This is a genomic window from Flavitalea flava (assembly GCF_054461575.1).
Genome location: NZ_JBTLQH010000004.1, coordinates 72,043 through 95,192 on the forward strand (window position 1 = coordinate 72,043; position 23,150 = coordinate 95,192).

The window sequence follows — 23,150 nt, forward strand, 5'->3', positions numbered from 1 at the left end:
CTGCGGTCTCTAACGGAACAAAAAAAATATCTCATTTTATATAAGCTCTTTTACCATGACTAATCAACTGCAATCTGCCGCAAAGGCCAACCAAAAAAAAGCCTCGGCTCCCCTTTTGGTTTTTCCCGGAAACCAACCCCTGGAAAGGATCAACCTGTTCTCTCTGGGATCCATTCAAATGCGTACCTTCCATATAACCTGGTTGATGTTCTTCGTTTGTTTTTTCGGATGGTTCGGCCTGGCCCCTTTAATGCCAACGATCCGGACGGACCTGGGCCTTACCAAATCGCAGGTTGGAAATATTATTATTGCATCCGTTTCTTCTACTATACTGGCCAGGCTCATCATCGGCAAACTGTGCGATTCATGGGGCCCGCGTAAAACAGCTATACGATTGTTGCTCATCGGGTCCTTACCCGTATTCCTGGTAGGATTATCCAGGGATTATACCAGTTTTCTGTTGTTTCGGCTGGCGATAGGGATTATCGGTGCATCTTTCGTAATCACGCAGTTCCATACTTCCATGATGTTCGGGTCGAAGATAAAAGGAACGGCCAACGCGATAACCGGCGGCTGGGGTAACCTGGGAGGGGGCGTAACCAATATGGTCATGCCCGTCATCTTCGCTGCTATTGTAGGATTCGGGTATACCCGCCATGCTGCATGGCGTTATGCCATGATTGTTCCAGGAATGATGATGCTTGGCATCGCCTTTTTATACTACCGGTTCACTAAGGATACCCCTGAAGGCAATTACAGCGAAACAGGCCGCACAGGATCTGCCAACAGAAAAACAGACTGGTCCGCATTGGCGGACTGGCGGGTGTGGGCACTGGCCCTGGCTTACGGAATGTGTTTTGGCATGGAGATCACCTTCGATAACGTAGCTTCCCTCCATTTCGTCGATACATTTAAATTGTCCCAAAGCCAGGCTGGGTTTTGGGCCGGGATTTTCGGAGCCATGAATATTTTTGCCCGTGCCCTGGGAGGTTTCGTATCCGATAAGGCAGGCGGTCTATGGGGTATGAGAGGAAAAGGCCTGCTTCTTTCCGGCGTACTGCTGCTGGAAGGCCTGGGACTGATCGTTTTTGCCGGTGCAGGAAGTTTTGGGATGGCCATCGTCTCCATGTTGTCCTTTGCCCTGTTCCTGAAAATGGCCAATGGCGCTACCTATGGAATTGTTCCTTTTATAAATGAAAAGAATGTCGGACTTATAAGCGGCGTTGTGGGAGCAGGAGGAAATCTTGGCGGGATGTTTTTCGGATTTTTATTCAAATCCGATTCCTTAACCTACGGACAGGCATTCAAATATATAGGCATTACCGTTATGATTGTTTCGGTGATTATCCTGATTACCCGTTTCAAAAAGCCTGAGCTGTCTTCCAGGACTTCTTCCGGCAATTCCTTTTCCGGGATATCATCCAATTAAAATTTAAGGATACTGTAAATGATCAACGACCCGCAACATTCCAATAAATTTACTTCTACCTGCTGCTACTGCGGAGTGGGTTGCGGAGTGGTTGTGCATAAAGACAAAAAAGGAAGTCTTACGGTGGAAGGAGATGCCGCTTACCCTGTTAATAAAGGAATGTTGTGCAGTAAAGGCATTAATCTTCATTATACTGTAAACGACAGATCCGACCGCCTGCTTTATCCGCAAATGCGTTATAACAGGAGCATGCCTTTGCAACGCGTAAGCTGGGATGCGGCATTGGAAAGGGCTGCTGCCGTGTTCAGAACATTCATCGATAAATATGGCCCTGATTCGGTAGCCTTTTATATTTCGGGGCAATGCCTGACAGAAGAATATTATGTGATCAATAAGCTGATGAAAGGGTTTATCGGCAGCAACAATATCGACAGTAATTCGAGGCTTTGTATGAGCAGCGCTGTGGCCGCTTATAAGATGGCACTTGGGGAAGACAGCGTGCCGGTCAGTTATGCCGATATCGAGGAGGCAACCTGCTTTTTTGTTACCGGGGCCAATCCTGCCTGGTGTCACCCTATTTTATGGAGGAGGATAGAGGCCCGTAAAGCAGCCCATCCGGAAACGAAGATCATTGTCGCAGATCCCAGGCGTACTGACTCAACTGCACTCGCAGATCTTTATTTGCCGGTCAACCCGGGTACCGATATTACCCTGAATCACGCCATTGGCAGATGCCTGATCGAAGATGGATTTATCCGGCCGGATTTTATCCGCGAACATACGGAAGGGTTTGAACAATACAAAGCACAGGTATTTTTACGCACGCTTGCCGAAGCTTCGGTTATTTGCGGGGTGAAGGAAGAAGATATACGTCTTGCAGCAACCTATATCGGAAAGGCTCAGGGTTTTATCAGCATGTGGACCATGGGTTTGAATCAAAGTGTTGCCGGTGTAAATAAAAACCTCTCTCTGATCAATCTCAACCTGATAACCGGACAAATTGGCAAGCCTGGTTCAGGGCCTTTTTCGCTGACTGGTCAGCCCAATGCGATGGGTGGGCGTGAAACAGGAGGGCTTGCCAATTTGCTGCCTGCCCACCGCGACCTGGCAAATCCTGTGCACCGGTTGGAAGTACAACAGTTTTGGGGTGGCGGACCTCTTTCCAGCAAACCGGGCCTTACTGCAACTGAAATGTTCGGAGCCCTGGCGGATGGAAGCCTGAAGGCCATCTGGATCATCGGTACCAACCCCCTGGTCAGCCTTCCCGATGTAAGGGCAGCAGAAAAGGCGCTCCGGAATGCCAAATTCGTCGTGGTGCAGGAAGTAAGCAATAAACCAGAGACGCTGGCCTATGCAGATGTGATCCTTCCTGCTGCCGCATGGGCCGAGAAAGAAGGAACGATGACCAATTCCGAAAGAAGGATCAGTTACCTGGAAAAAATAGTGGATCCTCCGGGAGAAGCCCTGGCGGACGCATCGATCATTTGCAATTTTGCCCGCAAATTGGGTTATAAAGGGTTCGATTATTCCGGGAGTGATGCCATATTCCTGGAGCATGCGTCGCTGACTGCAGGCACATCCATTTCTATCAGCGGCTTAAATTATGAGATACTTCGATCGAAAAGATCTGTTCAATGGCCTTACCGCCCATTTATAGTAAAAGAAACGGAGACAGAAGGAGAATACCCGTTGAAAAATTATCAGTCAGAAGGGCAGGGAACCGCCCGTTTGTTTACAGATCATAAATTTTATACTCCTACCGGAAAGGCTGTTATTCATGCGGTATCCGATACATTTACCAGTGAAGGGCCAGATGAGGATTTTCCGCTGATACTGACCACCGGTCGTATACGTGATCAATGGCATACCATGACCAAGACAGGAAAGGTCAATAAATTGAAACAGCATTACACACAGGCTTTCCTGGAAATACATCCGGCAGATGCCCAGGCCCTGGATATTGCCGACAATAATACCGTAACCGTGGAATCCAGGAGAGGAGAGGTGCGGGTTAAAGCAAAACTTTCTTCCGCCATCAAAAAGGGGGTAGTCTTTCTTCCTATGCATTGGGGAAAGATCCTGGGAAATGACCTGAACCGGGTCAATAACCTCACCCAAAACCTGGTAGATCCTGTCTCCAAAGAACCCGATTTTAAATTTTCAGCAGTCCGGGTCCGGAAATTCAAAAAGGAAAAGGAACGGATCGTTATTGTTGGTGCAGGTGCAGGGGCCTTTGGTTTTGTTCAGTCTTACCGGGGGGTAAACACGGAAGATGAAATTACCATATTCAGCAAAGAAAATCTGCCTTTTTACAATCGCGTACAACTTCCGGATTATATCAGCGGAACCCAGCAATGGGACCAGTTGGTTAAGATGACCGATGAAGAAGAACTGGGCAGCCGGATCCGGTTGAACAGGGGGCTTGGAATTGAAAGGATAGACCGGGAAAATAAACATGTCATTGACTCGAATGGAGGAATAACCGGATACGATACCCTGATCCTGGCTACCGGTAGCAGGGCTGCCATACCAAAGAACGTTCCGAAACTCGAAGGCATATTTACCATGCGTAGCCGGGCGGATGCCGATCGTTTCCTGGGCCATTTACCAAAGGAAGGGCAAGTGGTGATCATCGGCGGGGGACTCCTGGGGCTTGAGCTGGCCGCATCTTTACGGGAGGTCGGCATAAAGGTTATTATCGTACACAGGACTTCACGTTTCCTCGACCGCCAATTGGATGAATTGGGTAGTCAGTTATTGCAGGAAGAAATCCTTGATCAGGGCTGCGAAGTATATTATGACGATGAAGTACAGCTTTTTTACGGTCAATCCAAACTAACGGGTCTTCGTTTGAGAAGCGGAAGGACTATCGATTGCGATGCGCTGGTATTTGCGATCGGAACGACGCCAAATATTGAATTAGCCCGGGAAGCCGGCCTGCATTGTCAGCGGGGGGCTATCGTAAATGAGTATTTGCAAACCAATGACCCGGCTATTTTTGCGATCGGAGAGATTGCAGAGTTCAAAGGAACGTTATATGGATTTACGGCAGCGGCGGAACAACAGGCGGGTGTCGTGGCCGGTTATTTGAATGGGGACATCACTTCTTATTACTCCGGAACCGTGCCCATGAATATTATTAAGATCCATGGGTTCGACCTTTGCAGTATCGGTCTCTCCAAAAGCCCCAATGAACAGGACTATGAAGAGATTTTATTCATTGACAGATCCCGGCGTTATTATAAAAAATGCATTATATACCAGGACCGTCTCGTCGGCGCGATCCTGATTGGAGATAAAGCGGAGTTCCAGGAATTCCGCGAATTGATCACCGGTGGAACAGAATTGAATGAAAAACGCCTGCAATTGCTGCGCAGTGGAAAAAAAACAGAGCCGGTTTTGGGAAAATTGATTTGCAGCTGTAACCACGTCGGCAGCGGCAACCTGGAAATACAGATAAGCTCAGGTTGCAAAGATCTGGCCCGGTTGTGTGCCATTACCGGCGCAGGGACAGGATGCGGTTCTTGCAAACCGGAGGTAAAGAAGATCCTGGAAGAGGAATTGAACAAAAAGTAAATCATTTTCTGAAATGGTGTTTCGAAAAAATCATATAGTACGGATCAATCTTCCCGGAGGGATCGTGTCCGCAGGGGATTTGTACGCTATTACAGAAGCAGCGGAGAAGGCCAAAGTGACCCAAATACAATTTGGAACCCGTCAGCAATTGTTCTGTAAGGTGGCCGATAAATTCGGTGCGGGTCTTTTCCGGGATCTTAAGGAGGCAGGCATTAGTTACGAAGTCAATGAGGATAAATTCCCCAATATCGTCAGCTCCTATGTTTGCGAGAACGTTTTTGAAAAATCAGATTGGGTTAGCGAAGGATTGTATAAAGATATCCTGGATGGATTTGATTTCCGCCCCGGGCTGAAAGTCAACCTGGTCGAGAGCAAGCAGTCCTTTGTTCCTTTTTTTACCGGGAATATCAATTTTATCAGTTCAGATATCGGGAACTATTGGTTCCTTTATATCCGGTTCCCCAGAACCTCTCTTATTTACCAGTGGAAAGACCTGATCTATTTCAGGGATATTCCCAGGATCAGCCGGGTAGTCGAAGAAATTATTCTTCATAAAAAAGAGTTGTTCGTCGACCAGCCTACCATAAATGGGGATCGTTTATATACAGAAGTGCAGGAAAGAGAAAGTTTTATCTCCCAACCGGTTACGGAGCCATTAAAATTACCGGCATTTAATCTGCCCTATTATGAAGGGTTTAACCGCTATGGGAATAAGCTCTGGCTGGGGATTTACCGCAGGGAAGAATTATTTCCCCTTTCTTTTCTGAAAGACATTTGTATCCTCTGTCTCCAAACCAAGGTCGGCCAGTTATACACTACTCCCTGGAAATCCCTTATCATCAAAGGGATCGGGCAGGAGGACCGCAGTCTTTGGGATTTTGTATTGAACAAACACCGAATTAACGTCAGGCATGCGTCCAATGAACTGAACTGGCAGGCAGAGGATCTTTGCGAGGAGGGCCTCAGATTGAAACGCTGGCTGGTACGTCTTTTCGATAACGATGACCTCCGGACATACGGTTTATGTTTTGCCATTAAGACCCGCCCGAAGTCGGGTTTGTCGGGATCGATCATTATCCGTAAACAGGAAGGAGGGACGCCTTCCCAACGGAAATTGCTGGACCGTTATGCTATTTTATATACGCCTGATTTTAATGCCAATTCCAAGGAGTATATCCTGTTCCGGGATGGCCTTGAAAAGGAAAATCTTTATCCTTATCTGGCTTCCTTATGTAAGTATTTTTATGAACAGCAAATGACGCAGGAACGGATACCTTCCCTGTTTTACCGTCAGGGGCAGGGAAATCCGGGTGGCAGAGGAAAGAGGGGAAAAGAAGATGTCCCGGTTACCTCAGAGCAACCCCGGGTATTTCAATGCCGGCATTGTCTTACCCATTATGATGAAAGGTATGGAGATCCGGAGAATGGAGAGCCTTCAGGCCGCCCTTTTGAAAAGACCAGTTCAGGGTATAGCTGTCCTGTCTGCGGAGGGGGAAAAGAGGGCTTTACGGCCATTGAAAAATCCCTGTTAAATCATTAATAGTCATCGTACCTTTATGAACAGGAGGATACCTCTTTTGTAGATAAATATGCAAGCGATCAAAGACGAATATGGAAGGACCTTTAAAACGCTTAGGGTAAGCCTGCTCAATCATTGCAATCTTGGCTGCGTGTATTGCGTTGCGGGGGATGATTACCTGAAAAAGAGCGAAAAGGCCACATCGCTGTCCGTGCCCAGCCTGCTGGGAGTGATCGGGCGGCTTCATGAACGCCTTCAGTTGGATACGATCCGTTTGACAGGGGGAGAACCCCTGTTATATCCCGGATTGATTGAATTAATCAAAGGTATACGCCTGGCAGGAATTTCAGCGATCAGATTAACCACTAACGGCTTTTTGCTGGAGAGGTTGGCCGCCCCGATGAAAGACGCGGGAATGGAATCCATTAATGTATCCCTGGACGCAATTGAGGAAGATATATTCTTCCGGATGAGCAAACGTCATTCTGCCGAACGCATTTTCCGGGGGATCGATGCCGCCCTTGAGGCAGGTCTGTCCGTGAAGATCAATTCAGTGGTCATGAAGGGGATGAATGACACACAGATCCTGCCTTTACTTGATTTTGCCATATCCCGTAATCTCAGAATCCGTTTCCTTGAAATTATGGCGATGGGACATTTGCACGAGTCATCAAAAAAATATTTATTTTCCCAGGAAGAAATTCTCAAGGTAATTTCCGGACAATATCATTTTACACCCCTTGAGCGCGCTGGTTCGGCGACCGCCAATTACTGGCAACTGGATAATGGTGCGGAATTTGGCATCATTGCCAATGAAAGCGAACCTTTTTGCCAGGATTGCAATCGTCTCCGGCTGGATAGCCAGGGAAATATCTATGGTTGCCTGAGTAGTAATCATCCAATTGCCCTGGAGGACACCGATGGGGCTGACGGGTTGAATATAAAATTAAAAAAGGCACTCTTACAGAAACAGACTTTACGCTTCAAGGGGAGCGATCTGAGCATGCTCCATATTGGCGGATGATTTATGGGATAAGTATAAATTAATAGATATGAAAATCCATGTATACGCTGCGCTGAAAGATTATTTTACACCCGAATTCGAGTTGGTGGAAATAGCCCGGAATACGGATGAATTAAAAACACATTTGCTGGCGATAAATGAAAGCGCAGGAGAACTGTTGCAGAGCTGCAGGTTTGCCGTCGAAGACGGGTTTATCGATAATGAATATAAATTACAGGAACATGATACGGTCATCATCATCCCTCCCAGCAGCGGAGGATAATCTTTCCTCAGCATACCTTTCTCCGGAGCCCCTTGATTTAGCAGGACAGATGAGTATGGCTCACCATCCCGGAGCAGGAGCGGTCGTATTATTCAGCGGTGAAGTAAGGGATAACAACAAGGGCAGAGCGGTCGCTTTCCTGGAATATGAAGCCTATTCTTCCCTTGCGATCAGGATGATCGGAGATATCCTGGAAGAAGCAAAAGATAAGTGGAAACTGCATATCGCCATAGCTCAGCACCGGATTGGAAAGGTGTCTGCGGGTGATACGGCCGTGGTGGTAATCACCGCCTCGGCCCACCGACGGGAAGCCTTCGCCGCGAATCGTTATATTATTGACAGGATCAAACATGAGGCCCCGATCTGGAAATGCGAACATTATACGGATGGCACCCATGAATGGGGAAATAATTGCAATTGCCATACTGTTACCGGGGATGTATCGAAGCATATTTATGAATAATCCATCTGGCAATCCGGCAGGTAATCTCTCCGGTAATCCAGCCGGTAATCTTTTAGGAGTCGTCTTGTGCGGGGGAGAAAGCCGGAGAATGGGACGGGATAAAGGTTTATTGAAAAAGGGGGGCATTCCCTGGGTAATATACATGAGAGATAAACTTGCCTCTCACCAGATACCAGTCGTTTTCTCCATTAGCCAGCTCCAATGGGAATTATATTCCGCTATTATTCCTTCTATCCAATTGATCGTGGATGCTGTCTCCTGGCCTGGCCCCATGAAAGGGCTAATAAGCGCGCATAAAAAAAATCCTGATAAAGATCTCCTGTTATTATCCTGTGATTTGCTTGACCTGGATGAAATGACAATCAGGCGGATGATTTGTTTTTACCAGGAAGAGCGGGAAGATCGTCCGGATTTTTTTGTATACCAGGGAACCGCGTTTGCTCAGCCTTTTTGCGGGATATATACGGCTCAGGGGATAACTAAATTCCATGCACTATATGAGAAGGAAGATCAACAGGATTTCAGCTTTCAGCGTTTGCTCAAAAAAGGAAATACCAGGACGCTGCTGATTGAGCGGGAAGAAGCGTTCAGGAATTATAATTCATTATAGAGGCAGCATTATTCATTATAACAGTTGCATCTACCTCCAGACGATTAAAAAAAAGAGTCCCATAATGGCGGGACTCTTTTTTTAACCTGGTTACCAGTCTTTTATTTTTATAACAGCTTCTTTTGCAAATTCTGATCGATAGCATCCAGGAATTCTTCTGTATAGAGATAATGTTTGCCATGCTCCACCTTATTGCCGTGGATACAAATGGCCAGATCCTTTGTCATACTGCCACTCTCGACAGTTTCGATACATACCGTTTCCAGGGCGTTGGAAAAATCGATCAGGGCTTGATTCCCGTCCAGTTTGCCCCTGAAAGCAAGACCCCTTGTCCAGGCAAAGATAGAAGCAATAGGGTTGGTCGATGTCGGTTTTCCGGCCTGATGGTCGCGGTAGTGACGGGTAACCGTTCCATGGGCAGCCTCAGCTTCCATAATTCCTCCGTCAGGTGTGACCAGTACAGAAGTCATCAGCCCTAAAGAACCGAATCCCTGGGCTACTGAATCACTCTGAACGTCACCATCATAGTTCTTACAAGCCCAAACGAAATTACCATTCCATTTCAAGGCGCTGGCGACCATGTCATCAATCAGGCGATGTTCATATACGATACCGGCCTCTTTGAATTTCTGTACGAATTCCTTTTCATATATATCTGCAAAGATATCTTTAAAACGACCATCGTATTTTTTCAGAATGGTGTTTTTGGTGGAAAGGTATAAAGGCCATTTTTTGCTCAGAGCCATGTTGAAGCAGCTTCTGGCAAAACCAATGATCGATTCGTCCGTATTGTACATAGAAAGGGCTACACCATCGCCCTTGAAGTTATATACTTCGAAGGTCTGCGGTTCTCCGCCACCTTCAGGAGTAAAGGTCATGGTCAGTTTGCCTTTTCCCTTAATAACCGTATCCGTCGCCCGGTATTGATCTCCGAAGGCATGACGGCCTACGATAATCGGCGCTGTCCAATTGGACACCAGGCGGGGAACGTTTTTCATTACGATAGGTTCGCGGAAAACCGTTCCATCCAAAATGTTCCGGATTGTCCCATTAGGACTTTTCCACATTTGTTTCAGTTTGAACTCTTTTACACGATCCTCGTCGGGCGTGATCGTAGCGCATTTTATCCCCACACCATATTGTTTAATGGCGTTTGCGGCGTCGATGGTCACCTGATCGTTCGTCTCGTCGCGAAATTCCACACCCAGGTCATAATATTTAATATCGAGTTCAAGATAAGGGAGGATCAATTTGTCCTTAATGAATTTCCAGATTATCCGGGTCATTTCATCCCCGTCCAGCTCAACTACGGGATTTGCAACTTTGATTTTCTTGGCCATATTTCTTCATTTTTACATTCAAAAGATAGCAAACCTACAAGAATTGGGTGAATTAAGATGAACGCGGCGGGGTTTTTTTAAAATTTACCCCTTGCCGCGTTCATCCCATTATGATGGGAACTTCGCCAAAGCGTCGTTCCTTGCTTTGTCTTGTTCTTTAGGGCTACGCCCGTAACTTTCGTCCCGTTCTCCTTCGAACGGAACTCAGTTACGCTTTGCTCGGTTATAGCCAATGGACCCGTGGTCCATTTTAGTCTTGCAGGGTTTTTTTCCTTTTTTGTATGTTTGCAGCTAATATAATACCTATCAGTGGATGTTAGATTCCTTGCGGCAATACGTATCGGCTTATTTAGACCTGACCAATGAAGAGTTTTCTTCATTGACCGGGATGCTGGAGATCAGGAATTTTGATAAGAAAGAGCCGCTGGTAAGGGCCGGAGAGGTGGAAAATTATCTGAATTTTTTAGTGACAGGACTCGCCCGTATGTATTTCATAAAAGGGAAAACGGAGGTTATTACCCACATTGCCCGGGAAAATGAGCTGATCAGCTCTTCCGCCTCCTTTTTATCGGGGAATCCTTCCCCCTATATCGTCGAAGCCCTTGAACAAACCACTTTTCTTTCGATCTCCAGGCAGAACCTGGAAAAATTATACCATGAAATTCCCAGGATGGAAAGACTGGGCCGGATGATGACCACTTATTTTTACCTGCAAAAGGAGGAATGGGAATTGGAATCCCTTCGCATAGATGCCAGGGAACGTTTGATAAGATTTGTTGAGAAAAATCCTGACCTGATGAAGCGGGTGCCCCATAAATACCTGGCTTCCTATTTGAATATGAAACCCGAAACATTCAGTCGTTTGAAAAATCTTCCCATGAAACAACCATCAGGGCCCGGTAAAAAGGAAGGCAATGAATAAGCAGACCCTGTTGGTCAGGACCGCCCTTGCAGGTCTCCACCAATACCTTTCAGCATTTGTTCCCTTGACTGCCGCCGAATTTGCCCGGCTGTTGCCATTTATCGAGATAAGGGAATTCGATAAAAAAGTGCAGGTTACCAGGGAAGGCGAAATAGAGAATTATCTTAATATTCTTGCACAGGGGCTGGTTCGGAAATATCTTCCTATAAAAAATAAGGAGGTGGTTGTCCAATTGGCCACCGAAGGCCATATCGTTCATTCAGAGTTGTCCTTTCATTATCGAAAACCGTCCGGCGCCGTTGTAGAAACTATCGAACCCACGATCTTTTTTTCTATTAGTTACGATAATTTGCAGGAGCTATATGCGTCATATCCAAAAGTAGAGCGATTGGGCAGACTTTTGGTTTCTGACCAATTCATTAAAAAGGATTACCGGTATTTCGACCAATTACAAAAAAATACCCGGGAGCGTTTCCTGGAATATGTACGGAACCACCCTCATATGCTGCAGCGGGTTCCGCAGAAATATATTGCTTCCTATTTAAATATAAAACCAGAGACCTTCAGCCGTCTTAAACATTTGTTGAGACCTAAGAAAGCCAAACGTTGAGGGCTCTTACAAACTTACAATCAGAACCGGGATCTTCAGATCATGACGGACCGTATTGACGGTCTCTCCATAAATAAAATCTTTCAGCCCGCTATGCCCATGAGCGCCGATCACCAACATATCGGCCTTCTTTTCGGTTACAATACGTACGATCTCGCGGCTGCGGTTCCTGAAACCAAGGCAGGTACTGCTCCTGATCCCTTTTTGTTGCAGTGCTGCCGCGTAAAGGTCAAGTCTTTCCTGGTCCCTCCTGGTCTCGTAATCATCGCTTTCCTGTCCTAACATCCTGGCCGAGGCGCTTTCCACGATATGTATTAGCAGATACCCGCTTTCTTTTCCTCCCTGCCCAACCGCATAAGCCAGTAATTTTTCATCATGTTTGCTGAAATCAAGTGCGATGGCAATATGCCGGAAGACAGGGACCTGCAGGTCAAGCAGATCTCCGTAAGCAGACGGGGGGTGGAGCTGGATCGAGGCTCGCTGGGATTGCCGGTTGATCCAGGGGTGCAAAACAATATATAGCAGCAACAGGATGGCGGCAAGCCCTGAGATAAGGATCAATCCTTTCCAGATAAGATTACCCGGTTCCATAAAAAATGAACTTATTTCTTCAGAGACCAGTTTAATGTTAAGATACACCAACAACGAGGCAACCATCCAGGATAAAGCTTTGATGAAGGGGCTGATAGAAAAATCTCCCATGGTCGTCTTATCGCTTACAAAATGGATCAGGGGAATGACCGCAAATCCCAGTTGAACGCTAAGGATCACCTGGCTCAGGATGAGCAGACTATCCACCTTTTCCTCACCGGAAATAAGAATAACGGCTACCGCAGGGATTATAGCGAGCAAACGGGTAAGCAATCTTCTCATCATGGGGTTGATCCGTAATTGCAAATACCCTTCCATGATAATCTGTCCGGCCAGCGTTCCGGTGATCGTCGAGCTTTGGCCGGCTGCAATCAGGGCAATGGCGAATAATTTTGGCGCAACTGTAGTTCCCAGCATCGGCAGGAGTTGGTAGGCTTCTTTAATGGAGGCCACATGGGTATTCCCCGTCTTAAAAAAAACCGTGGCAGCAAGGATCAGGATGGCTGCATTTACAAAAAAAGCCAGGTTCAAAGCGACAGCGCTGTCCATGAAGTTGATTTTCAGGGCCTTGCGCATGTGTTCTGCTCCAGGAAGGATCTTCCGTGTCTGAACAAGGGCAGAATGGAGGTATAAGTTATGCGGCATTACTGTCGCCCCTATGATACCGATGGCGATATACAAGGCCTCTTTTCCATGTAAGACAGGTACCAGCCCGGTCGCTACTTCCTTTAAATCCGGGCGGGCCAGAAAGATCTCGACTCCGAAAGAAAGGCCTACAACGGCGATAAGACCGATTATAAATGCTTCCATCCTGCGCATTCCCAGCTTTTGCAGGAATAAAAGGAGGAAAGTATCCAATACGGTAATGGAGACGCCATATACCAGCGGTAAACCCGTGAGAAGCTGAATGCCGATGGCCATTCCCAACACTTCAGCCAGATCACAGGCGGCAATGGCGATCTCAGCCAGCACATAAAGGGCGATATTTATATAACGGGGATAGACCTCCCTGTTCGCCTGTGCCAGATCGCGGCCCCGGACGATACCCAGCCTTGCCGAAAGGTTTTGCAGGAGGATAGCCATCAGGTTGCTCATCAGCAATACCCATAGCAGGCTATAGCCAAATTGGCTTCCTCCAGCCAGGTCCGTGGCCCAGTTGCCAGGATCCATATAACCAACGCTTACCAGATAGGCTGGTCCAAAAAAAACAAATAGCTGTCGCCACCGCGGCCCTTTCAGGGTAGCATCCACACTGCCGTGCACTTCGCTCAGCGAAACATTACGATGAGGGTTATTCATACTTATCCTCCTTTACCAGCACATTTTTGGCAACCAGGGCGCTGATTGTAACGGCCGGACGGTTGCGCACCTTTACTTCCAGGGAATCGTCAAACGGGAATTTTTTCCTTACCTCAAGCCTGGTACCCAACCGGATATGTTTGTGTTGTAATAATTCCAGCATTTCGGTCGTTTGCCGGGCTATGCCGGAGACTTCGACCATCTTGTTCAGGGGTAGTTCGGACAAACTTATCTGCTGGCAAATGTTGAATTTTCCCTGAGCGTCCGGGATAGGATCCCCATGGGGGTCCGTATCTGGAAATCCAAGGAAGGCATCCAGGCGGTCTACCAGCTTTTTGCTGCTGATATGTTCCAGTTCTTCAGCTATTTCATGCACCTCATCCCACCCGAATTGCAGCTTTTTCACCAAAAAATATTCCCATAACCGGTGTTTTCGAATGACCTGAATAGCGGCTTTTTTGCCTTCATTGTTCAATTTGAACCCTTTATATCGCTCATAGAGCAATAATTTCTGCTCTTTCAGCTTTTTAAGCATATCCGTCACGGAAGCGGGACGGGTCTGCAAAGCGGCAGCCAGGGCATTGGTGGTCACCATACCCTGTTCACTCTGCAGGTGGAAAATAGCTTTGAGGTGGTTCTCTTTACTGACTGAATATTGCATTTTAATTATTCTGGCTGACTAAAATTAAATTTAGACAAATCTAAAATTAAATATTGATAAAAGGAAGCCTCATTTTTCCGCTTCTTGTCCTGAATGGTTACTTTTAGGGCTGAAAATGAGGCTTTCAATAACACCTTGTATGAAGAAATACCTGTTGATGACCGTGCTAACCCTTCTGTTGTTTGCCTGCAAAAACAAAAAGGTGTCCCTGGCCGAAAATGACGAAAAAGTGGATGTAAGTGATTTTGTGGAATTTTTCCAGCCTCTTAAATTACCTTACCTGGTGTCCGATACCCTGCTGAGGCGCAAGGAGAACGATTCGGTCATAATTAATAATAACCTATTCTCCCGGTTCATCCCAGACACCGTGCTGACCCGGTATTTCGGTAAGGAAATAAAACCAAGGCTCTTCGCAGCCGGCAAGGTAGTGGTTCCAGATCATGAGACTTATCTTTTCGTCAAAGCCTCCACCGCTTCCAGGAAAGCACTTTTTATTCTTGGACTTGATAAAAAAAATAAATTTGTAGTATCCAAGCCCCTTATTTACCTGGACAATGAGGCGGGTATAAGCGGCCAGGCCGGAATGGATTCCAAATACACCATTTCCATCACCCATCAGCGGAAAACAACAGGGGGTCAGGTTTATTTCAGAAAAGATACTTATGTCTTTAATGAAGCAGGCGTATTTACGCTTATTATGACTGAATCGAATGAGGCCAGTAATAAGCCTGTACCCGTTTATAATCCGATCGATACATTGCCACGCAAACATAAATTCACCGGGGATTATATGCAGGATAAACGCAACTTTATTACTGTTCGTGATGGCAAGGATAATTCCCGTCTTTTAGTCTTCGTGCATTTTGAGAAAGATGAAAGTTCCTGTAAGGGGGAATTAAAAGGAGAGGCGAAACTCATCTCGGCTAATGTTGCCCGCTACCGGGCAAATGGAGACCCCTGTACGGTGGATTTTTCCTTTGGGACCACTGGTGTTACGATGAAAGAACTGGAGGGTTGTGGTAATCACAGGGACATCAAATGTTTTTTTGAAGGGTATTACGGCAAAAGAAAAGAACTCAAAACAAAACCGGCGCATAAACCAGGACCGGGGAAATCAAAATAGAAAAAATCTATAAATCGAATGAAAGAAGGACGGGCAATTCAATTCGGGATTATCCGTTATATTGCGTACTTCTTACATAGATAAAATAATCAGGAATAACTATGAGTTTTAGAAATTTTAATGTGCCTTACACCGTCGACGAGCGTTATTCAAAGAAAATTGCTTATTTCTCTATGGAATTTGCCGTACATCAGCCGCTGAAGATCTACAGCGGAGGGCTGGGTTTTTTGGCGGGTTCGCATTTGCGCAGTGCATATGAGTTACGTCAGAATATGATAAGCATCGGCATTTTATGGAAATACGGATATTATGACCAGGCCCGGAATCAGGATCAGACCCTGCAGGTGACCTGGATGGAGAAACAGTATAGTTTCCTGGAAGACACGGGAATAAAATTCCAGGTTAATATTCATGAACATCCGGTATGGGTAAAGGTCTGGTATCTGAAACCCGAAACCTTTAAAAGTGCTCCCTTATTCCTGTTGAGCACCGATCTTCCGGAAAATGATTATGTTTCGCAGACGATCACACACCGCTTATACGATGCGAATGTGGCAACCAAAGTGGCTCAATTTATCTTATTGGGAGTAGGAGGAGCTAAATTAGTGGATGAACTGGGTTTTAATCCGGAACTCTATCATTTGAATGAAGCACATGGATTGAGTGCTGCCTTTTATCTGTATCAGAAATATAACCGGAATATCGAAGAGGTGAGAAAACGACTTGTATTCACCACGCATACGCCGGAGGAGGCAGGGAATGAGAAACACGATATATATCTATGTCATAAGATGAGTTATTTCTGCGGGCTTTCCGTGGAAGAAACAAAAAAACTGACGGGCATGGAAGACGATGCCTTCAACCATTCACTCGCTGCTCTCCGTTTTGCCAGGTTGGCCAATGGTGTATCCCGTTTGCATGGTGATGTTTCCAGGGCCATGTGGAGTAAATATAGCGGGATCTGTCCGATCATATCCATTACCAATGCACAAAACTGGAATTATTGGGCGGATAAGGAATTGTACCGGAAAATGGAGGGAGGGGATGATTATTGGTGGGACGACCGCAAAAAATATATGAAGAAAAGAGCCTTTGAAATCGTTGCCGATCAGACCGGGAAAGTTTTCGACCCGAATGTATTTACCATAGTCTGGGCACGTCGTTTCGCAGGGTATAAAAGAGCCGACCTTCTAACCAGGGACATCGAGCGTTTTAACAAACTAACCAGTAACGCCAAATATCCGGTACAAATCATCTGGGGAGGTAAACCATACCCGATGGACTACCCGGCGATCAATGAATTTAATCACCTGGTCCACCTCAGTAAAGGCTATAAAAATGTTGCCGTTGTGATCGGTTATGAACTTGGCTTATCCAAACGGATGAAACAAGCAGCCGATTGCTGGCTGAACAATCCCAGGGTTCCGCGTGAGGCATCCGGAACCAGTGGAATGACGGCAGCCATGAACGGAGCGGTGAATTTTTCCACCGATGATGGCTGGATCCCGGAATTCATCAATAACGGGAATAATGGTTTTGTCGTTCCCAAGGCCGACTATGCCAATATGCATGTGGAAGCCCAGGATGAATATGATCTCAATAAGGTCTATGAGATCCTCGAAAAGGATATCCTTCCTTTGTATTATGATAAATATGATACCTGGAGGCAGATCGCCAAGAATGGTATGAGGGATGTACGTTACCAATTCGATTCGGGGCGTATGGTTCATGAGTATTATGAGTTATTGTATAAATAGGAATCAGGTATTATGTAACCCTTATAACCTATCCAAAGGATAAGTCATTGAATATTAATTAAGTACTTATTGTTTTTTTCAGAGCCTCTCCATGTTGGGGAGGCTCTTCCATCTCCGTTAATCCTTTTTCTGGGACCCTTATTTCCGTTAGTTTGTTTCCTGGATACCGTTCATCCTGATTTCTGTTGTGGCAGAACTGTAAACACACAAACTTTGCCTTATCAATTAACATAAGTTATGCAACCCGCTACTAAGACAACTGAATTAAAATGGGCCGAACTCCGTTTCACCATTTTGAATACTTCTCCTCCAGTGAATAGTTAGAATCCTGTTGTCGTTATTTAATCTTTTACTGTAACCCGTTCGGTTATAATTCCTGAAACATCTATGGCTGACTGTGTTTTCCAAATGCAGGCTGAAATATTTATTTTTCATCTAAAACCTAAATCAACAATCAAATGGAAACGTCAATGCTGATCAAATGGGGATTGATCCTCGGTATCCCATTATTATGTCTTTTATTATACAGGCTGATCCTGCGTGTTTTTTTCGGAGTGGTCATTGTGCCGGAGGACAAGATCGGATTGGTAACTAAAAAGTTCGTCCTGGTGGGTAATCAGTCCTTGCCGGAAGGCCGGATAATAGCTACAGAGGGCGAGGCCGGCTTCCAGGCGCAAACCCTGGCTCCTGGTGTCTATTTTGGAAAATGGATATGGCAATACGATGTCAGTTTTCAATCCTTCACGATCGTACCCACCGGTAAGATCGGATTAGTGCTGGCCAGGGATGGGGCTGAACTGGAAACCGGCTCTATCCTTGCCCGTAAGGTGCCCTGTGATTCTTTCCAGGATGCCCAGGCCTTTTTGAAGAGCGGCGGCCGAAAAGGGCGACAGACGGGTATTATTACTCCGGGTTCCTACCGGATCAATACGTTCCTGTTCGAAGTGGAAATCTCCGATATGGTCAGCATACCGGACAATACCGTTGGGATTGTAACAACGCAGGAAGGTAAACCCCTGGAGGAAGGACAGATAGCAGGCAGGATCATCGGGGACCACAACCGGTTCCAGGACGTGGACTTGTTCATGAACAACGGCGGTTATAAAGGTTTGCAGGAACAGGTCATCCTGGCCGGTACCTATTTTCTGAACCCCTGGTTTGCCAAAGTGGAAACGGTGAAGATGACAGAGATCCCAATTGGTCATGTTGGGGTAGTGATTTCTTATGTCGGTAGTGACGGCGTCGATCTGAGCGGCGTGGAATTCAGGCATGGTAATATTGTTGCCAAGGGTTCGAAGGGCGTATGGGCAGAGCCGTTAGGCCCTGGAAAATACCCGATCAACCCCTATATTATGAAAGTGGAATTGGTTCCCACTACCAACCTGGTCCTGAACTGGGCCAATGCCCGGAGCGAAGCGCATCAGCTGGATAAAAATTTATCTACCATTACCGTGCGAAGTAAGGACGGGTTCCCTTTCAACCTGGATGTTTCACAGATCATTCATATCCCGACTACAGAAGCCCCGAAAGTGATCGGGCGGTTTGGAAATATGACCAATCTGGTAAGCCAGGTATTGGAGCCGACAATTGGTAATTACTTCCGTAACTCGGCCCAGGACAGCGATGTGATCGCCTTCCTGGGTACGCGTAAAGAAAGGCAGCAGTCGGCAAGAGAGCACATCGGCAAGGTGCTGGAACAATATAATGTCATAGGAGTTGATACCCTGATCGGCGATATCGTTCCTCCTGAAAGCCTGATGAAGACCCTGACCGACCGTAAACTGGCCGAAGAACAGAAGGTGACCTATGAAACTCAAATGAAAGCACAGGAAACCCGTCAAAGCCTGGAAAAGGAAACGGCGATCGCAGAAATACAAAAGGATATCGTGAAAGCCGATCAGGGTGTACAGATCGCTGAACGGATTGCGGATGCTTCCGTTAAGAAGGCCACGGGTGATGCCAACAGCGTACGTCTTCAGGCTACTGCAGAAGCAGACCGCCTGAAATCCCTGGCCAGCGGTGAAGCAGAAAGAACAAGACTGCTGGCGAAGGCTGACGCGGAAAAGATCGAATGGCTGGCAAAGGCGGATGCCGAAAAGATCTCGCTCACGGGTAGTGCAGAAGCGGGTAAGATCCTGGCTATCGGTAAATCTTCGGCAGAGTCCTACAAACTGGCAGTGGAAGCCATGGGAGGCGGTAATTTTACCCAGTTAAAAGTAATGGAAGCGATCGGCGCTCAACAGATCAGGATCATGCCGGATATCCTGATTGGAGGCAGCGGGGGAGGAGGAGAGACGTCCAACGGGCCCATCACCGGTTTGCTGGGACTGCAATTGCTGGAACAACTTCGTAAAAAAGCAGAAGCTGACGAAGGGGATAGGGAAAAGAAAAAATAGAGGTTGTTTATAGAAAACAGACCTTAGAGAAAGTGGTATACGCAAAAAGCCGCCGGAGAGATAATTTCCGGCGGCTTTTTAATGGCTTATTTCTTATTTCCCTCCAAACACCTTCTTCAACAGGTCGGTTACCTGTGCTGCAGGGTTTTGACGGATATTTTTTTCTTCCTGCGCAACATAATAGAACACTCCCTGGAGAGCTTTTTCCGTAGCATAACCGGAGAGATCCGTATTTACCTTAGTAAAAGTGGTCGGTAGTTTATTATAGGTCTCAAATACAGTTTTCCAATATTTGGTAGCACCGGTTTTTTGAAGTGATGAATCAATCACGGGTCTGAATGCAGAAGTCAATTGCAGATTGGTGGATTTGCGGAGATAAGCGGTGGCCGCGGTATCTGTTCCTTTCAGAATACCCAACCCATCCTGTACACTCATAGTTTTTACGGCGTTTAAAAAGATGGGGGCAGCCGATTTGGAAGCATCTTCTGCTGCCCGGTTGAGGCTAAGGATGGCATCATCCACCTGCTTACCTAATCCAATGCTGCGTAAGGTTTTTTCCACTTTCTGGGCTTCAGGCGGGAGAAGGATCTTTACAGCTGCGTCTTTGAAAAAACCATCCACGGCCGATAATTTGTCTGCGCTTTTTTTTGTTCCCTGCGATAAGGCCTCTTTTAAACCTGCTACGATATCATCCGAACTGAGCGAACCGGATTTACCGCCTTTTAAAGAATTCAGGGCATTTTTAGCCCCCCCCAGCAAACCGCCCTGTGCATTTACCAACAGAACGGTACAAAAGGAAAGGAACAGTACGGATGTTAATTTTTTCATCATGGATATTTTTGTTTTTAAGTTCGGATTTAAAAATAAGACCAAAATCTGAGACTATAAGGTAAAAGAACGTTAAGGAATAATAGTACAACGGATAAGCCTGTTGTCAACCTATTTGCAATACCCGGAAAAATTGCTTAATTTTTCTTTTGTACATAATTCTTTCTCTGAAACGGATTTTATCCATATTACTCTTTATTTTGTTATTGCTGTTTCAATACAGCCGGATACTGGATTATGTACAATGTCCGGCCATTTCTCCTTCCTATTCCGTCATTGTTGCCTGTGACTGCGGAAAACAACAGGTTACCCAAAAATCGGCAGGTGAGCTCCCCGGTGCGGAGAGGACTTCCTACAAATTAAAACCGGAACAAGTTTTTGCCGGCCATCCGGTGGTTGCCCTTTCGGGGTATTTTCCGGAACCTTTGAGGTCCGGATCTGATCGTTTCTTCTCCTTTTATCCCGCAGGGGTTGACATTCCGGTATTTCAACCTCCCCGTGTCTGATCAGAAAAACGCTTCTCCGGCATCTTTTATTTCTATTCAGACACAACTTATTTAGCCTGAATCTTCTATGATAAAATCTTATCATGAGAAGACGACAGCCTATATAGATAAATAATAAACATATGAACACCATATATGCATACCTGATCCTTGCAGGCCTGGTAGCCTGTCTTTTTTCCTGTCATTCCAAACTGGCCGTCAACCACGGAACAAATAACAATCCTGATCTCCTCGGGATCAATACCCGGGATAATCTGCAAAAGCCACCCTTTAATGAATGGTTCGTCAAAAACTACAACGGTTATTCCGTTGATTCCGCTCTGGCAGGCAAGCTCAAATCCATGCTGGATGGCAAACGGTTCCTGATCTTTATGGGAACCTGGTGTGGAGACAGCAGGAGGGAAGTGCCAAGGATGTATAAAATACTGGATTATTGTGGTGTAGATCCTGCTAATATAGAGCTGATCATGGTCAGTAAAGAGGATTCTGCCTATAAGCAGAGTCCTGGCCATGAAGAAAAGGGAATGAACATCTTCCGGGTGCCTGATTTGCTGGTATTCGATAATGCAGACGGGAAGGGATTCCGGGAAGGCAGAGAATTAGGGCGCATCGTTGAATCTCCGGTAATCTCCCTGGAAAAAGACCTCCTGATGATCAGTTCGGGAGAAAATTATGTCCCCCGATACCCGGCACCTGCTATTCTGATAGGGGTGTTCAGGGAAGACGATGCCGTAAATTTGGAAAAAAAGCTGCCTGCACTGGCAGACCGGATCAGACCACTGGTCCAGTCTGCCTCCGAACTGAAAAGTTATGCTCATGTTCTACGGGCGGCTGGTGAACCGGAAAAAGCAAATATCATATTGAAACTGAATACGTTAATATTCCCTGGCGGAAAATAGCCTGCAGGTTGACCTTTATCGTAATAAACACTATTTTTGCGTCACAAAATTCAAGAATGAAAAAAATCATCGTATCTGCCCTTAGTATATCTGTCTGTTTGTCCGCCTGGTCCCAGGTGAAAAAGCCTGCCGCTTCCGTAGCCGGCGTCGCAAAAAAGACCACCGCGCCTGCAGCCGTTTTAAGAACTACGCAGGATTCTTTAAGTTATGCCATAGGCTTGAGCGTAGCCAATTTTTACAAACAACAGAATATTACCAATATCAATACAGCTCTCGTTACCAGGGCAATCAACGATGTAAACAGGAAAGGAAAGCTGATGTTGGATGAGCAACAAGCCAATGCCTGTATCGTCAGTTACATGCAAAAAGCAAAATCCGAAAAATCATCCGGCAATAAAAAGATCGGCGAAGAATTTCTGGCTGCCAATAAAAATAAACCCGGGGTAATAACCTTAGCCAGTGGGCTTCAGTATACCGTGATCAAGGAAGGAACCGGTCCAAAACCCGCTCTCACTGATAAAGTGAAATGTCATTATCATGGGACGCTTTTGGACGGAAAGGTATTCGATAGCTCTGTGGACCGCGGGCAACCCATTGAACTTACCGTGAATGGAGTTATCCCCGGTTGGACGGAAGCCTTGCAATTGATGCCTGTAGGCAGTAAATGGAAGCTCTTTATTCCATCTAACCTGGCTTATGGTGACCAGCAGGCAGGACAAATGATCGCTCCGGGATCTACCCTTATATTCGATGTCGAATTATTGGATATCGTGAAATAAAAAGACATAAAACAATATAAAAACACTAATACGCACTGATCGGACGTTGATCAGTGCGTATTCCTGTTTTTTCAGGATTTTATTTTTTAACGAACCCCTTTTCTATGATCAGACTGGCACTCCTTTCGTTAACCCTTTCCCTCCTGCATCCCCCCGAGAAGGTAAGAGTCGCCACCTATTCCAATGGAAAAATAAATAGCAAAGAATACAAAGGCTTTTCCTTTTGGATCAAGGATAATAAAAGAGCTTATATCCGCTATGCTGCGGGTAAGGACAACGACTCGGAAGATATCGATCTTACCTATCTCGGCACCCATTTTCTGAATGGGGAAAAAAGCTTCAAAGTTCAATTTCCAGCTCCCGACAGCAATTGTTTGTATATCATTCAGAATAAATATGCGTTAAAGGTTTCCGATCGGACGGGAAAGCAACTGGGCTATTTTACCTGGGAAAATGAGACAAGAGGGGCCAGCGATTCTACCATTACCTGTTCATTCTGTGCAAGAGATGAGAAGGATGCTATGAATATCCTCGATAGTTATTTTTTCCGCTGAGA

20 protein-coding genes are annotated in these 23,150 nt (G+C 46.1%); 16 read left to right on the forward strand and 4 right to left on the reverse strand.

The features are described from left to right. Positions 1-55 precede the first annotated feature (55 nt). The 7 genes from ACX0G9_RS06130 to ACX0G9_RS06160 are packed head-to-tail and all read left to right on the forward strand — an operon-like array spanning position 56 to position 8,883. Positions 56-1,429, forward strand: a complete 1,374-nt coding sequence (locus ACX0G9_RS06130) for an MFS transporter (RefSeq protein ID WP_459063984.1) — start codon at positions 56-58, stop codon at positions 1,427-1,429. Between the two features lie 18 nt (positions 1,430-1,447). Continuing rightward, on the forward strand, positions 1,448-5,005 hold the full coding sequence (locus tag ACX0G9_RS06135) for a molybdopterin-dependent oxidoreductase (RefSeq protein WP_459063985.1): 3,558 nt from the start codon (positions 1,448-1,450) through the stop codon (positions 5,003-5,005). 13 nt (positions 5,006-5,018) lie between these two features. Next, positions 5,019-6,545 (forward strand): rubredoxin, encoded by a 1,527-nt coding sequence (locus ACX0G9_RS06140; RefSeq protein ID WP_459063986.1) that lies wholly within the window; start codon positions 5,019-5,021, stop codon positions 6,543-6,545. Positions 6,546-6,594: 49 nt separating this feature from the next. Then, positions 6,595-7,548, forward strand: a complete 954-nt coding sequence (locus ACX0G9_RS06145; protein ID WP_459063987.1) for a GTP 3',8-cyclase MoaA — start codon at positions 6,595-6,597, stop codon at positions 7,546-7,548. Between the two features lie 28 nt (positions 7,549-7,576). Beyond that, positions 7,577-7,810: a MoaD/ThiS family protein gene (locus tag ACX0G9_RS06150; protein WP_459063988.1), complete on the forward strand. Its 234-nt coding sequence runs from the start codon at positions 7,577-7,579 to the stop codon at positions 7,808-7,810. Next, on the forward strand, positions 7,770-8,273 hold the full coding sequence (locus ACX0G9_RS06155) for a molybdenum cofactor biosynthesis protein MoaE (RefSeq protein ID WP_459063989.1): 504 nt from the start codon (positions 7,770-7,772) through the stop codon (positions 8,271-8,273). Before ACX0G9_RS06150 ends, ACX0G9_RS06155 begins: the two co-directional genes overlap by 41 nt. After that, on the forward strand, positions 8,266-8,883 hold the full coding sequence (locus ACX0G9_RS06160; protein ID WP_459063990.1) for an NTP transferase domain-containing protein: 618 nt from the start codon (positions 8,266-8,268) through the stop codon (positions 8,881-8,883). The genes ACX0G9_RS06155 and ACX0G9_RS06160 overlap by 8 nt, the downstream gene beginning before the upstream one ends. 107 nt (positions 8,884-8,990) lie before the next feature. Here the strand turns inward: ACX0G9_RS06160 and ACX0G9_RS06165 are convergent, their stop codons facing one another. Then, positions 8,991-10,223 (reverse strand): isocitrate dehydrogenase (NADP(+)), encoded by a 1,233-nt coding sequence (locus tag ACX0G9_RS06165; protein WP_459063991.1) that lies wholly within the window; start codon positions 10,221-10,223, stop codon positions 8,991-8,993. A gap of 313 nt (positions 10,224-10,536) precedes the next feature. Between ACX0G9_RS06165 and ACX0G9_RS06170 the strand changes: the two genes are divergently transcribed. After that, on the forward strand, positions 10,537-11,145 hold the full coding sequence (locus ACX0G9_RS06170) for a Crp/Fnr family transcriptional regulator (protein WP_459063992.1): 609 nt from the start codon (positions 10,537-10,539) through the stop codon (positions 11,143-11,145). After that, positions 11,138-11,755, forward strand: a complete 618-nt coding sequence (locus ACX0G9_RS06175) for a Crp/Fnr family transcriptional regulator (protein WP_459063993.1) — start codon at positions 11,138-11,140, stop codon at positions 11,753-11,755. The genes ACX0G9_RS06170 and ACX0G9_RS06175 overlap by 8 nt, the downstream gene beginning before the upstream one ends. Positions 11,756-11,761: 6 nt before the next feature. On the opposite strand, the gene ACX0G9_RS06180 is transcribed toward ACX0G9_RS06175, so the two are convergent. Both ACX0G9_RS06180 and ACX0G9_RS06185 read right to left on the reverse strand, forming a co-directional pair. After that, the gene (locus ACX0G9_RS06180) at positions 11,762-13,645 is read right to left on the reverse strand and encodes an Nramp family divalent metal transporter (protein WP_459063994.1); all 1,884 of its coding nucleotides are present in this window, start codon (positions 13,643-13,645) and stop codon (positions 11,762-11,764) included. Beyond that, the gene (locus ACX0G9_RS06185; protein ID WP_459063995.1) at positions 13,638-14,306 is read right to left on the reverse strand and encodes a metal-dependent transcriptional regulator; all 669 of its coding nucleotides are present in this window, start codon (positions 14,304-14,306) and stop codon (positions 13,638-13,640) included. The genes ACX0G9_RS06180 and ACX0G9_RS06185 overlap by 8 nt, the downstream gene beginning before the upstream one ends. 139 nt (positions 14,307-14,445) lie before the next feature. Between ACX0G9_RS06185 and ACX0G9_RS06190 the strand changes: the two genes are divergently transcribed. From ACX0G9_RS06190 to ACX0G9_RS06200, 3 genes are all read left to right on the forward strand, one after another. After that, the gene (locus ACX0G9_RS06190; protein ID WP_459063996.1) at positions 14,446-15,429 is read left to right on the forward strand and encodes a hypothetical protein; all 984 of its coding nucleotides are present in this window, start codon (positions 14,446-14,448) and stop codon (positions 15,427-15,429) included. Positions 15,430-15,530: 101 nt separating this feature from the next. Beyond that, positions 15,531-17,186, forward strand: a complete 1,656-nt coding sequence (gene glgP, locus ACX0G9_RS06195) for an alpha-glucan family phosphorylase (protein WP_459063997.1) — start codon at positions 15,531-15,533, stop codon at positions 17,184-17,186. 458 nt (positions 17,187-17,644) lie between these two features. After that, on the forward strand, positions 17,645-19,582 hold the full coding sequence (locus ACX0G9_RS06200; RefSeq protein WP_459063998.1) for an SPFH domain-containing protein: 1,938 nt from the start codon (positions 17,645-17,647) through the stop codon (positions 19,580-19,582). Positions 19,583-19,675: 93 nt separating this feature from the next. Here ACX0G9_RS06200 and ACX0G9_RS06205 read toward each other — a convergent pair whose 3' ends face one another. Continuing rightward, complete coding sequence (locus ACX0G9_RS06205) at positions 19,676-20,413, reverse strand: DUF4197 domain-containing protein (protein WP_459063999.1); 738 nt, start codon at positions 20,411-20,413, stop codon at positions 19,676-19,678. Between the two features lie 146 nt (positions 20,414-20,559). Here ACX0G9_RS06205 and ACX0G9_RS06210 point away from each other — a divergent pair, with 146 nt between their 5' ends. The 4 genes from ACX0G9_RS06210 to ACX0G9_RS06225 all read left to right on the forward strand — a co-directional run bounded on the left by ACX0G9_RS06210 (position 20,560) and on the right by ACX0G9_RS06225 (position 23,148). Beyond that, positions 20,560-20,916, forward strand: coding sequence for a hypothetical protein (locus tag ACX0G9_RS06210; protein ID WP_459064000.1), 357 nt, complete (start codon positions 20,560-20,562; stop codon positions 20,914-20,916). Positions 20,917-21,038: 122 nt separating this feature from the next. Next, complete coding sequence (locus ACX0G9_RS06215) at positions 21,039-21,815, forward strand: TlpA family protein disulfide reductase (protein ID WP_459064001.1); 777 nt, start codon at positions 21,039-21,041, stop codon at positions 21,813-21,815. A 56-nt stretch (positions 21,816-21,871) separates the two neighbouring features. Next, positions 21,872-22,594, forward strand: a complete 723-nt coding sequence (locus ACX0G9_RS06220; RefSeq protein WP_459064002.1) for an FKBP-type peptidyl-prolyl cis-trans isomerase — start codon at positions 21,872-21,874, stop codon at positions 22,592-22,594. Between the two features lie 104 nt (positions 22,595-22,698). After that, positions 22,699-23,148 (forward strand): hypothetical protein, encoded by a 450-nt coding sequence (locus ACX0G9_RS06225; protein WP_459064003.1) that lies wholly within the window; start codon positions 22,699-22,701, stop codon positions 23,146-23,148. The last annotated feature ends 2 nt before the right edge of the window (positions 23,149-23,150 follow it).